At 60.1% G+C, this 12877-nt stretch carries 8 protein-coding genes; all 8 read right to left on the bottom strand.

Annotated features, from left to right (window positions below):
• Positions 1 to 197: 197 nt before the first annotated feature.
• A complete protein-coding gene (locus tag FQ187_RS14585) occupies positions 198 to 1088 on the bottom strand; it encodes a transglutaminase family protein (RefSeq protein WP_149630022.1) in 891 nt (296 codons plus the stop codon).
• Positions 1088 to 3574, bottom strand: coding sequence for a circularly permuted type 2 ATP-grasp protein (locus tag FQ187_RS14590; RefSeq protein ID WP_149630023.1), 2487 nt, complete (start codon positions 3572 to 3574; stop codon positions 1088 to 1090). The genes FQ187_RS14585 and FQ187_RS14590 overlap by 1 nt, the downstream gene beginning before the upstream one ends.
• 88 nt (positions 3575 to 3662) lie before the next feature.
• On the bottom strand, positions 3663 to 6938 hold the full coding sequence (locus FQ187_RS14595; RefSeq protein ID WP_149630024.1) for a DUF2126 domain-containing protein: 3276 nt from the start codon (positions 6936 to 6938) through the stop codon (positions 3663 to 3665).
• A gap of 387 nt (positions 6939 to 7325) precedes the next feature.
• On the bottom strand, positions 7326 to 9629 hold the full coding sequence (locus tag FQ187_RS14600; protein WP_149630025.1) for a YgiQ family radical SAM protein: 2304 nt from the start codon (positions 9627 to 9629) through the stop codon (positions 7326 to 7328).
• A gap of 101 nt (positions 9630 to 9730) precedes the next feature.
• On the bottom strand, positions 9731 to 11125 hold the full coding sequence (gene dnaB / locus FQ187_RS14605; protein ID WP_046044831.1) for a replicative DNA helicase: 1395 nt from the start codon (positions 11123 to 11125) through the stop codon (positions 9731 to 9733).
• Between the two features lie 121 nt (positions 11126 to 11246).
• Positions 11247 to 11693 (bottom strand): 50S ribosomal protein L9, encoded by a 447-nt coding sequence (gene rplI / locus FQ187_RS14610; RefSeq protein WP_003197251.1) that lies wholly within the window; start codon positions 11691 to 11693, stop codon positions 11247 to 11249.
• Between the two features lie 19 nt (positions 11694 to 11712).
• Entirely contained in the window at positions 11713 to 12606 is an 894-nt protein-coding gene (locus FQ187_RS14615; protein ID WP_149630026.1) for a hypothetical protein, read from the bottom strand.
• Positions 12607 to 12642: 36 nt separating this feature from the next.
• Positions 12643 to 12873 (bottom strand): 30S ribosomal protein S18, encoded by a 231-nt coding sequence (gene rpsR / locus FQ187_RS14620; protein WP_002551829.1) that lies wholly within the window; start codon positions 12871 to 12873, stop codon positions 12643 to 12645.
• Positions 12874 to 12877 lie beyond the last annotated feature (4 nt).

Below are 12877 nucleotides of genomic sequence, written 5' to 3' on the forward strand. Positions count from 1 at the left end.
ACATCGTTGGGTTTTACAACAACGAACGGCTGCACTCGAAACTGGGATATCTGCCACCGACCGTTTACGAACGGGCGATGGCGTCAAAATCACCTATCGAGGTGTCCGGAATTAGTTGACCACTACATGTCATTCAACATTAATATCGACTGACACACCGCTTTCGCGAGCAAGCCCGCTCCCACAGGGGATCTGCGTTAGTCCAGCGGCATTACGGTGACACGGACTTCCGGGTCATGATTACCCCCTCCCAGAATCACCCCACGCAACGGCGAGACATCGGAAAAATCCCGGCCCCAGGCCAAGGTGATGTGTTCCAGCGCCGGCTGCACGTTGTTGGTCGGGTCGAAATCCACCCAACCGAGCACCGGGCAAAACACTGAAACCCAGGCATGTGACGCATCGGCGCCGATCAGTCGCGGCTGGCCCGGTGGTGGCTGGGTCAGCAGGTAGCCACTGATGTACCGCGCCGCCAACCCACGGGAGCGTACGCAGGCGAGCATCAGGTGAGCGAAGTCCTGACAAACACCGCGCCGGCGCTCCAGCACTTCCACCAGCGGCGTCGCCACTTGGGTCGCTTCAGCGTCGAAGGTGAATTCGCTGAAAATCTTCTCCATCAGCGCCTGTACACCCAACAGCAGCGGCCGCCCCGGTGGAAAACAGCTTTCGGAAAACTCGACGAAGTTGCGCTTCAAATGCACGTAGGGTGATTCGAACCGGTAACGGCACGCTTCCAGCAATTCGGGGGAAAGCGGCTGACTGCTGTAGGTCAGCGCGTTGCGGGTTTCTCCCCACGCGGGGGATTGATTGAAATCCAGCACAGGCCGGGCCAGCACTTCGACGGTGAGCCGAGCATTGACCAGCAATTCATCATGCGGCCGCTCGAACGCCAACCGGGTCAGCGGATTACCGAACACATCCAGTTCATCGCGGCGCGAAGTCGGGTCGGGACTGATCTGCAGTTGCTGCTCGGTGCAACGCTGCCAGGCACATGCACGCGGCCACAGGTGCGCGAGCTGCTGAGCCAAGGACACCGGGCTGTCGTAGTGATAATGGGTGTCGTGGAGAATCTGGTAATGGGCGCTCATCAAACGGACACCGTGCGCTGGCTGACGTCATCGACATGGGCGAAATGGCGTAAGGCCAGACGATCCGAAACTTGCCCGCTGGCGTCGGCGATCTCTTGCAACAGGTCGGCCAGCCCCTCTATGGCTGCCCGAACGCTGGCTTCGCCGAACAGCGAGTTCTCCAGGCATCCCAGATCGAACTGTGCCAAGCGTTCCACTAACTGCGGCAACCCCGCTTCGCGAGGCACGTCGAAGTCGTCATTCAAGCGTTTCAAGGTACGAGTCACCAATTTCAACTGAAACAGCACGGCGTGGGGGTTCTGCTCGTCGAGCAGCAACAGGTCGAGCACCGGAATCAATTGCGCCACTGCCAGATACCGCGAACGGTAAGTGATGCTGCTGTTGCCCAGCTCCAGCAGCCATTCCAGTCCGGCCTGATCGAAAGCACCGGCACCGTGCAGAAATGCCGCCAGGCTGGCGCTGAGAAATTGCAGGCGTTCGATCCGGCGGCCGATCATCAGGAAGCGCCAGCCTTCGTCCCGGGTCATGTCGTCGAGGGCGAAACCGGATAACGCCGCCAGGGACATCACCAAACGGTTGAGGAAATCCAGCAATTCGCCGAAATCCGGCTCTTCGGCTTCCAGTTCCATGGCCTCGCGCTGCAGCTCCACCAGCGCTTGCCAGTTTTCCCGCGAGAGCTTGCCGCGCACCTGCGAGGCCGCCCACTGCAAACGTTGCAGGTTGGAGCGCAGGCTGAACGACCAGTCGTCGCCGAGCAATGCCGCCAGCAAACGCTCCGACAACTCGCCTTCATCGGGCAACAACATCAACCGTTCGCCCAGATCAACCGCCGCCTCCAGGGCTTGCGGGTCATCGCCATCGACGTAACGCGCCAGCATGATTCGCAGCAGCCGCGCGCTGTCATCACAGCGTTCGCAATAACGGCCGAACCAGAACAGGTTTTCCACCACCCGCGACGGCAGATACGGATCGCGTCTTACCAGGTCGTGCACACCGATCGTACGCTGGGTTTTCCATTGCTCACCGCTCGGAGGGCGATCGCCCAATACCCAGGTGTCTTTGCTGGCGCCACCGCGCTGCATCGACACCACTTCGGCGTCAGCCTCGGCGGCAACGCGGGTGAGGCCGCCGGGCAGAACCCGATAACCCTCACGGCTGGCCACGGCGTACACACGCATGCCGATGGCCCGCGGTTGCAGATGACCCTCTTCAGCCTGCCAGATCGGGGCTTGAGAGAGTTGAGCCAATTCTTGCGCAACATAGGCATAAGGCCGAGCCTGCATGCGCTCAGCCAGTTCCTGACGCTGTTTCTCACTCAAATCACGGCCAAATACCGGAGCGAAGCTCTGTGACGGGAAAGCCGGTTTGATCAACAACTCCGGCAATTTTTCCAGGGCCTGAGCCAGCACCGGTGCTTCACCGCACCACCAGGTTGCAATGGAGGGCAGGATCAGTTCTTCGCCGAAGAGGAATTGATTGATCTTCGGCAGGAAGCCCAACAATCCCGGTGACTCCAGCACACCGCTGCCGAGGGCGTTGGCCACCAGCACTCGCCCTTGGCGTACCGCTTCCAGTAATCCCGGCACGCCAAGGGCCGAGTCAGTGCGCAGCTCCAGCGGATCGCAAAAGTCATCGTCGAGCCGCCGCATGATTGCGTGGACCCGGCGCAGTCCGCTCAAGGTTTTCAGGTAAACCGTGGCATCCCGGACGGTCAGGTCGCCGCCCTCTACCAGTGGGTAACCGAGCTGACGCGCCAGATAGAGGTGCTCGAAATAGCTTTCGTTGAAACGTCCCGGTGTCAGCAGCACGATCAGCGGCGCTTCGTCATCACTAGGCGCCTGACGGGCCAGGGTTTCCTGAAGCGTGCGGAAGAACCCTGCCAGGTGCTGCACTTTCAAATCGCGGTACAACTCGGGAAAGGCCCGGGACACGATGGTGCGGTTTTCCAAGGCGTAACCGGCACCGGATGGCGCTTGCGTCCGGTCCGCCGTGACCCACCAGCGACCGTCGGGTGAACGCGCCAGATCCACGGCGTACAGATGCAGAAAAGCCCCGTTGGGCGGCGTGATGCCCTGACAGGGCCAGAGGAAATTGTTGTGACCGAAAACCAGCTCAGCAGGCAGAAGGCCCTCGGCGATCAACCGTTGCGGGCCGTACAGATCCGCCAGCACAGCATTGAGCAAGCGTGCCCGCTGGGCGATACCGGCTGATAACTGCTGCCATTCATCCGCAGCAATCACGTGCGGTAGCAGATCGAGTTCCCACGGCCGATCGGCACCCTTAGGGTCGGCGTAAACGTTGTAAGTCACGCCGTTTTCCTGGATCTGCCGGGTCAGCAGCGCCTGACGCTGCACCAATTGCGTTGGTGTGCTGCGTTGCAATTGGTCGAACAACCGACGCCAGTGCGGGCGCACCGCGCCGCTGTCGTCGAGCAGTTCGTGATAAGTGCCCGCCGTCAGCGGGTAGCGGTCAAGCAGGTCAGGCATGGAAAGCTCGGCAGACAGCAAAGAACGGTCAGACTAACGCAGGCTCATGACGCCCGGATATACGAAAAATCCGAGCGTCGCGTACGGTTTAGAAACGTCGTAAATCGAGAGTCATCGGCAGCTCGTCGTTAATTTCCATATTGGGTATAGGAAGTTTCCCAGGGCTGTGTCCGATGCGGAAGAAACGCGCCATGCGCCGGCTCTCTGCCTCATTGGCGTTCACCGGCAAGCTGTCGTAGTTGCGCCCGCCCGGATGGGCGACGTGGTACTGACAACCACCCAGCGAGCGCTGCATCCAAGTGTCGAGCAGGTCGAACACCAGTGGAGCATGGACCGGGATGGTCGGCTGCAGGCAGTTGGCCGGTTGCCAGGCGCGGAAACGCACACCGGCCACAAATTCGCCGACCCGCCCGGTGGGTTGCAATGGCACCGGGATGCCATTGCACGTCAGAAGATAACGCTGCGGCGCCAGGCCCGAGAGTTTGACCTGCAAGCGCTCCAGCGACGAATCCACATAACGCACCGTACCGCCGACTGCGCCCTCCTCGCCCAGCACATGCCAGGGCTCCAGCGCCTGACGCAATTCCAGCTCTATGCCACTGACGGCGTAATCGCCGACCTTGGGAAAACGGAATTCCAGATGCGCCGCAAACCACTCGGCGCGCACGGGATAACCGGCGGCATTGAGGTCCACGATGACGTCGGCGAAATCCTGTTCAATGAAGTGCGGCAACAGGAATCGGTCGTGCAGTTCAGTGCCCCAGCGCGCCAGCTTCGACGGCGCATAAGGCTCGCGCCAGAACCGAGCCACCAGCGCACGTAACAACAATTGCTGAGCCAGGCTCATGCGCGCATGGGGCGGCATTTCAAAGGCGCGCAATTCGAGCAATCCAAGGCGACCGGTAGCACCGTCCGGTGAATACAGTTTGTCGATGCAAAACTCGGCACGATGGGTGTTGCCGGTCACGTCGATTAACAGGTTGCGCAGCAGCCGATCCACCAGCCACGGCGCGCACTCCTCGCCCGGTTCAGGCATCTGGGCAAAGGCGATTTCCAGTTCATACAACGCATCATTGCGCGCTTCATCAACCCGTGGCGCCTGAGACGTCGGGCCGATGAACAATCCGGAAAACAGGTAGGACAAGGACGGGTGGTTATGCCAGTAGCTGATCAAGCTGCGCAGCAGATCGGGGCGGCGTAGAAACGGTGAGTCAGTCGGTGTCGCGCCGCCCAGTACGAAATGGTTACCGCCACCGGTGCCGGTATGCCGGCCGTCGATCATGAATTTCTCGGTGGTCAGTCGGGTCTGGCGTGCCTCTTCGTAAAGAAATTCGGTGCGCTCGACCAATTCATCCCACGTGGCAGACGGCTGCACGTTGACCTCGATCACACCCGGGTCGGGCGTGATCCGGAAGTTGCTCAGGCGCGGATCGCTCGGCGGCTCATAGCCTTCCAGCAATACCGGGCAATGCAGTTCCTCGGCGGTGGCTTCGATGGCGCTGACCAGTTCCAGATAATCCTCGACCCTTTCCAGCGGCGGCATGAACAGGTACAGCCGCCCTTCTCGCGCTTCGGCGCAGAACGCCGTGCGCGTCAGCCAGTCGGCGGATTCGTCGATCTTTGGCGTGCGTTCATCAGCAACCGCAGGCTCGCCTTGGCTCTGAAGTTGTGCAGTGTCGGGCAGTGCAGGGAAATCCTGATTCGGGTCCACTGGATGAATGAACGGGTACTCCGCCGCTTTCACCCAAGGCTGCGAGCCGAGCGGCAAGCGATAGCCCAGCGGCGAATCCCCCGGCACCAGTCGGCAATGCTCATCGCGCAGATACCAGCGGCCGCTTTGCCACTGATCACCCTTGGCGGTGCGCGCCAGCGGCAGGACCTGACCGATGACTTTGTCCAGCCCCTGACTGAAGACTTTGCGCAGGCGCGCACGCTCCAAAGGTTCTTCAAGGCGTGAGTCTTCGGCGCTGACGTTCTGCGGCAAAGTGCCTTCGCGCCAGAGGTAATAGAAATTGTCTTCGTAGGCCGGAAATACAAAGCGTGTCGGAATTTTCAGGCGCTCGGCGACGCTGGCCAGAAAACGCCCGGCCAGCTCGCCATTGGCACCGTAGTCTTGCTGCTCATCGGCAATTAACGCGCTGTTGTGCCAGATCGGCACATCGTCGCGGCGCCAGTAGCAGTTCAGCGACCAGCGCGGCAATTGCTCGCCGGGGTACCACTTGCCCTGACCGAAATGCACTAGGCCATTGGGGGCGTAGTGCTTGCGCATGCGCTGGAACAGTTCGGCGGACAGACGACGTTTATCTGGCCCTAGTGCCGCCGTGTTCCATTCGGCCCCGTCCGGATCGTCGATGGAAACAAACGTCGGTTCACCGCCCATGGTCAGGCGCACGTCACCCTCCAACAGGTCGGCATCGATCTGCCGACCCAACGTCTGAATCGCCAGCCATTGGTCTTCGGTGTAGGGCTTCGTTACCCGTGGCGCTTCCCAAATCCTCTCCACGGACATCTCGTGGGTGAATTCACACTCGCACGGTTCAACCAAGCCACTGATCGGTGCCGCAGAGCCCGGATCGGGGCTACAGGCCAACGGAATGTGTCCTTCACCGGCAAACAGCCCTGACGTCGCGTCCAGGCCGATCCAGCCGGCACCGGGCAAATAGACCTCACACCAGGCGTGCAGGTCGGTGAAGTCCACGTCAGTGCCCGACGGGCCGTCGAGGCTTTTGACGTCGGCAGTCAGTTGAATCAGGTAGCCGGAGACGAAACGCGCCGCCAGACCAAGGTTGCGCAGCAGTAGCACCAGCAGCCACGCCGAGTCGCGGCAAGAACCGGAGGCATGTTCGAGGGTGTGCTCGGGGGTTTGTACACCGGGCTCCATGCGGATCAGGTAGCCAATGTCTTCACTCAGGCGCTGATTGAGCGCGACGAGGAAATCCACACTGGGCAGTGGCGTGCGGTCGATGCCATCCAGATACGCCTTGAATTTCGGCGTCAGGGGCAAGGTTTCCAGGTACGGCGCTAGTTCCTTGCGCTCATCCGCGGCGTAGGCGAACGGAATCTTTTCCGCGTAGGGTTCAAGGAAGAAATCGAACGGATTGAAGACCGCCATCTCTGCCAGCAGATCGACTTCGATCCGCAGCTCATCGGTTTTCTCCGGGAACACCAACCGCGCCAGGTAATTGCCCTGGGGGTCTTGCTGCCAGTTGATGAAGTGCTGCTCGGGCGACACTTTCAGCGCGTAGGAGAGTATCCGCGTGCGACTGTGGGCGGCCGGGCGCAGGCGAACGATCTGCGGACCGAGCTCGACGGCGCGGTCGTAGCGGTAATGCGTGACATGGTGCAATGCGACATGAATCGACACGGCGTGCCTCCTGCGAGCCTTAAGCGTTATCGAAAGCGCGCAAGACTTATGCCATCCAGCAGCGCTGGCGCTTTCTCCGGTTGCTTGAGGCAGTACAGCACCAAAATCGGGCGATGCGGGAATTTGGTTTGCATCGATTGCACGGATTTGTGGCGTTCAGCTGCATAGTCGCCACCAACACCGGCCTCTTCGCGGGCAAGCCCGCTCCCACAGTGTTCGAGGTTGTCTCCGGTTCTGTGTTCACAGCAGATCCCTGTGGGAGCGGGCTTGCCCGCGAAGAGGCCGGTTGCCCCAACACAGCTTCCGACCCAGCGCCCCGGTTTTCCGTGGCGCAGAAACGCAAAACGCCAACCCGAAGGTTGGCGTTTTGTTCAGCTCAAGCGAGGCTTAGCGTGGTACGACGGGCTTACGCGCAGGCTTCGGTCCTTTGCCTTTGGCCGCGTCCTTGCGATCCTTGGCCGCCTGCTGGTTGCGGGCGAACGCCGCTGCCTTGGCCTGTTCACGCTTGTCCCACGGATTGCCGCCATCACTGGCGCGTGGTGGCAAGCCCGTGTGCTGAGTCAGGATCTTGGTGGTCTTTTCCCCGGCCACTTTGTGGCTGCCGGCCGGCGTCGAGTTCTTGCGACGGGCGCTCTGGTAGCTGTCGGTCGCCGGCTGATGCAGCGGGATCAACTGGTTCTTGCCCGGCCCGATCAGGTCGGCGCGGCCCATGCGGGTCAGCGCCTCACGCAGCATCGGCCAGCCTTTCGGATCGTGATAACGCAAGAACGCTTTGTGCAGACGACGCTGCTCTTCGCTCTTGACGATGGTCACGGCATCGCTCTTGTAAGTGACCTTACGCAGCGGGTTCTTGCCCGAGTGGTACATCGCGGTGGCGGTGGCCATCGGCGACGGGTAGAACGCTTGCACCTGGTCGGCACGGAAGCCGTTGCCCTTGAGCCACAGGGCCAGGTTCATCATGTCTTCGTCGGTAGTGCCCGGGTGAGCGGCGATGAAGTACGGAATCAGGTACTGCTCTTTCCCGGCTTCCTTGGAGTACTTCTCGAACATGCGCTTGAACTTGTCATAGCTGCCGATGCCCGGTTTCATCATCTGATTGAGCGGACCTTCCTCGGTGTGTTCCGGGGCGATCTTCAGGTAACCACCGACGTGGTGGGTCACCAGCTCCTTGACGTACTCCGGCGACTCGACCGCGAGGTCATAGCGCAGACCGGAAGCGATCAGGATCTTCTTCACACCCGGCAAGGCACGGGCGCTGCGGTACAGCTGAATCAGCGACGAGTGATCGGTGTTCAGGTTCGGGCAAATGCCCGGGAACACGCACGAAGGCTTGCGGCACGCGGATTCGATTTCCGGGGTCTTGCAGGCGATGCGGTACATGTTCGCGGTCGGGCCGCCGAGGTCGGAAATGACGCCGGTGAAGCCGGGGACCTTGTCACGGATCTCTTCGATTTCGCGAATGATCGACTCTTCGGAGCGGTTCTGGATGATCCGGCCTTCGTGCTCGGTGATCGAGCAGAAGGTACAGCCGCCGAAGCAGCCACGCATGATGTTCACCGAGAAGCGGATCATGTCGTAGGCAGGGATCTTTTCCTTGCCGTACACCGGGTGCGGAATGCGCGCATAAGGCATGCCGAACACGTAGTCCATTTCTTCGGTGGTCATCGGAATCGGAGGCGGGTTGAACCAGACATCGACTTCGCCGTGCTTCTGCACCAGCGCACGGGCGTTGCCCGGGTTGGTTTCCAGGTGCAGCACGCGGTTGGCGTGAGCATAAAGAACCGCGTCACCGCGGACTTTCTCAACCGAAGGCAGACGAATCACGGTCTTGTCGCGAGTCATCTTCGGGCTGGCGAGGATCTGCACGACCTTGGCTTCGCTCGGATCCTCAAGCGGACCCTTTTCCTGCTCGATGGCGCAGGCCTGGGTGTCCTGGGTGTTCACGTACGGGTTGATGATCTTGTCGATCTTGCCCGGACGGTCGATGCGCGTTGAATCGACTTCGTACCAGTCTTTCGGCGTATCGCGACGGATGAACGCGGTGCCGCGCACATCGGTGATGTCTTCGATCTTGTGACCATAAGACAGACGCTGGGCGACTTCGACGATCGCACGCTCGGCGTTGCCGTAAAGCAGGATGTCGGCGCAGGCGTCGATCAGGATCGAGTTGCGCACCCGGTCCTGCCAGTAATCGTAGTGGGCGATGCGGCGCAGGGAAGCTTCGATGCCACCGAGAACGATCGGCACGTCCTTGTAGGCTTCCTTGCAACGCTGGCTATAAACCAGGCTCGCGCGGTCCGGACGTTTGCCCGCCAGGCCACCGGGGGTGTAGGCGTCATCGGAGCGGATTTTCTTGTCGGCGGTGTAGCGGTTGATCATCGAGTCCATGTTGCCGGCCGCGACACCGAAGAACAGGTTCGGCTCACCGAGTTTCATGAAGTCGTCTTTGGACTGCCAGTTCGGCTGGGCAATGATCCCGACGCGGAAGCCTTGCGACTCCAGCAGCCGGCCGATGATTGCCATGCCGAACGACGGATGGTCAACGTACGCATCACCGGTGACGATGATGATGTCGCATGAATCCCAGCCAAGCTGATCCATCTCCCCCCTGCTCATCGGCAGGAATGGCGCTGGACCGAAACATTCGGCCCAGTACTTGGGATAGTCAAATAACGGCTTGGCTGTTTGCATGACGATGACCGGTGTTGAGATGAAAAATCGCGGGCGCGGAATATAGCACAAAAAATAACCAATTCCGACCGCTATGGTCGGAAATTGAAACCCTCGGCAACTTACTCGTCGTCGAAGTTGTAGCTGCCCGGCGCCAGGTTTTCGAAGCGCGTGTACTTACCGATGAACGCCAGTCGTGACGTACCGATCGGGCCGTTCCGCTGCTTGCCGATGATGATCTCGGCGATGCCTTTGTGCTCGGTTTCCGGGTGGTACACCTCGTCCCGGTACACGAACATGATCACGTCAGCATCCTGCTCGATCGCTCCGGATTCCCGCAAGTCGGAGTTGATCGGGCGTTTGTTCGGTCGCTGCTCCAGGGAGCGGTTGAGCTGGGACAACGCCACCACCGGGCAGTTGAATTCCTTGGCCAGGGCCTTCAAGGAACGGGAGATCTCGGAAATCTCGTTGGTCCGGTTGTCGCCACTCGAACCCGGGATCTGCATCAATTGCAGGTAGTCGATCATGATCAGGGCGACATCGCCGTGCTCACGCACCAGACGCCGGGTCCGCGCGCGCATCTCCGACGGGCTGATACCGGCCGTATCGTCGATGAACAGCTTGCGATCGTTGAGCAAGTTGACCGCCGATGTCAGGCGCGGCCAATCGTCGTCTTCCAGGCGACCGGCACGAACCTTGGTCTGGTCGATACGACCGAGGGACGACAACATACGCATGATCAGCGATTCGCCTGGCATCTCCAGCGAGTAGACCAATACGCACTTGTCGCTGCGCAGTACGGCGTTTTCCACCAGGTTCATCGCAAAGGTGGTTTTACCCATGGATGGACGGCCGGCGACGATGATCAGGTCAGACGGTTGCAGGCCGCTGGTCATTCCGTCGAGATCGGTATAACCGGTGGACAGGCCGGTAATGGCGTTGTCAGTGTTGAACAAGGTGTCGATGCGGTCGATGGCCTTGGTCAACAGGTCATTCACGCTCACCGGGCCACCGGTTTTTGGCCGGGCCTCGGCGATCTGGAAAATCTGCCGTTCGGCTTCGTCGAGAATCTCTTCAGCCGAGCGACCTTCCGGGTTGAAGGCGCTGTCGGCGATTTCGGTGGCAATGCCGATCAGTTGGCGCAACGTCGCCCGCGCACGAACGATCTGCGCATAGGCCTTGATGTTGGCGACGGACGGCGTGTTTTTTGCCAGTTCGCCAAGGTATCCGAGGCCGCCGACTTGCGAGGTCTGACCTTCCTTGTCCAATTGCTCGGCAAGGGTCACGACGTCGATCGGCGAGTTCTGGTCGGCGAGCTTGGCGATCGCACGGAAGATCAGACGGTGGTCATGTCTATAGAAATCGCCGTCCGAGACCTGATCCAACACGCGTTCCCAGGCGTTGTTGTCCAGCATCAAACCACCGAGCACGGCCTGTTCGGCCTCGATGGAATGCGGCGGCACCTTCAGGGCAGCGGTTTGCAGATCGTATTGCTCGGGAGCGGAGATATCGTTCATGGCCACTTGGAATTAGATGTGAAAATCAGGAACTGCAGAAAGACAAAGGGCACGACCTGTAAACAGGATCGTGCCCGATGTTACCGGCAAGCACCCGAGGGTGCCAGCCGACAAGTGCTGCTTAAGCTGCTACCACGACAACGCGTACGGTGGCTTCAACTTCGGCGTGCAGATGCACGGCTACGTCGAATTCGCCTACGTTACGGATAGTGCCGTTCGGCAGACGAACTTCGCTTTTTGCAACTTCAACGCCAGAGGCGGTCAGTGCATCAGCGATGTCGTGAGTACCGATCGAACCGAACAGCTTGCCTTCGTCGCCAGCGGTGGCAGTGATAGTCACTTCCAGCTCAGCCAGTTGGGCGGCACGGCTTTCAGCCGAAGTTTTACGATCTGCTGCGGCTTTTTCCAGCTCAGCGCGACGCTCTTCGAACGCAGCCAGGTTGGCAGCGGTCGCAGCGGTAGCTTTGCCGTAAGGCAGCAGGTAGTTACGACCGTAACCAGCCTTAACGTTCACTTTGTCACCCAGGTTGCCCAGGTTGGTGACTTTTTCCAGAAGGATCAGTTGCATGTGAAAATCCTCTTAACTTTTAACCTTCACCGTTCGCGCTATCGACGTCTTTCGGCGTCGAACGACCGCGAAAATCAATCAGGCTGTCGACGATGGCCAAGACCACCAGCAACGGATAGATCAGCTGCATGAACAGCAACAGCGTGACGTACAACCCCACCAGCCAGAATCTGGCCAGTCGCTTTTGCGCCACCAGCCCGTGAATCAGGGCCAGCCCGGCGAACACCAGCGGTACACTGCACAACGGCGTCAACATGGCCATCTGCGGACCGATATTCGGCCCCAGAAGCATGAACGCCAGCAGTAACATCGCCAGCCCCAGCGGGAATCGGATGGCGCGAAACTCGCGACCAAAACCACCCGGGTTGTACAACAACGCCTGCCAGTAGCGCCCGACAAGCAGGCTCAGCACACTGACGATTTGCAACAAGGCCGCAATCAGGCCGGTCAGGACCGGTGCGATCAGGGACGCAAAATGCGCTTGCTCGTCTACCGACAACTTCTGGTAGACATCACCGAGTAGCGACGGCATGACTTTTATCAAAGCCTGCGCCAGCATCTCGATTTGAGGACCAAAAGCCGTCCCCAGCACCACTGAAAACACCACTCCCATCGCTATGCTGACCAGCAGCACGCGGTTCCAGGACTCGCTTGCGCGCAAAACCAACGCAAGGCTCCAAGACCCCAGCAGCACCAGAAGTGCCCGTGGGTCATCGGAGTAAAGCCACCAGATCAACGCCGGCAGCAATCCCAGAGCAAGAACGCCGAGGGCGTCCTTCAATCCGCGCCGCAGGAGCACAAGGCAACCCGCGGCAGCACCCAACCAATACAACAACGGCAATGTTGCGCATCCGGCCACTACGAGAGTGGCCTGCATACGGCCGCGCATGATGAACTCAGCTAAGGCACGCATGCTTTCAATCCTTTGCTACGTGTCGACTGCCCGGTCTCAGCGGCCGTGGCTGTCGGTGTAGGCCAGCAGGGCCAGGAAGCGGGCGCGCTTGATAGCGGTGGCCAGCTGACGCTGATAACGTGCTTTGGTACCGGTGATGCGGCTTGGAACGATTTTGCCGGTCTCGGATACATAAGCTTTCAGAGTGTTGAGATCTTTGTAATCGATCTCTTTCACGTCTTCAGCGGTGAAGCGGCAGAATTTACGACGACGGAAGAAACGTGCCATGTAA

It is taken from the genome of Pseudomonas sp. ANT_J28 (assembly GCF_008370005.1).
Taxonomy (GTDB): Bacteria; Pseudomonadota; Gammaproteobacteria; order Pseudomonadales; family Pseudomonadaceae; genus Aquipseudomonas; species Aquipseudomonas frigoris.

Coding starts and splice junctions, on each gene's coding strand:
- dnaB (WP_046044831.1), bottom strand. CDS start 11,125: ATGAACGATATCTCCGCTCCCGAGCAATACGATCTGCAAACCGCTGCC.
- FQ187_RS14585 (WP_149630022.1), bottom strand. CDS start 1,088: ATGAGCGCCCATTACCAGATTCTCCACGACACCCATTATCACTACGAC.
- rplI (WP_003197251.1), bottom strand. CDS start 11,693: ATGCAACTGATCCTTCTGGAAAAAGTCACCAACCTGGGCAACCTGGGT.
- rpsR (WP_002551829.1), bottom strand. CDS start 12,873: ATGGCACGTTTCTTCCGTCGTCGTAAATTCTGCCGCTTCACCGCTGAA.
- FQ187_RS14600 (WP_149630025.1), bottom strand. CDS start 9,629: ATGCAAACAGCCAAGCCGTTATTTGACTATCCCAAGTACTGGGCCGAA.
- FQ187_RS14615 (WP_149630026.1), bottom strand. CDS start 12,606: ATGCGTGCCTTAGCTGAGTTCATCATGCGCGGCCGTATGCAGGCCACT.
- FQ187_RS14590 (WP_149630023.1), bottom strand. CDS start 3,574: ATGCCTGACCTGCTTGACCGCTACCCGCTGACGGCGGGCACTTATCAC.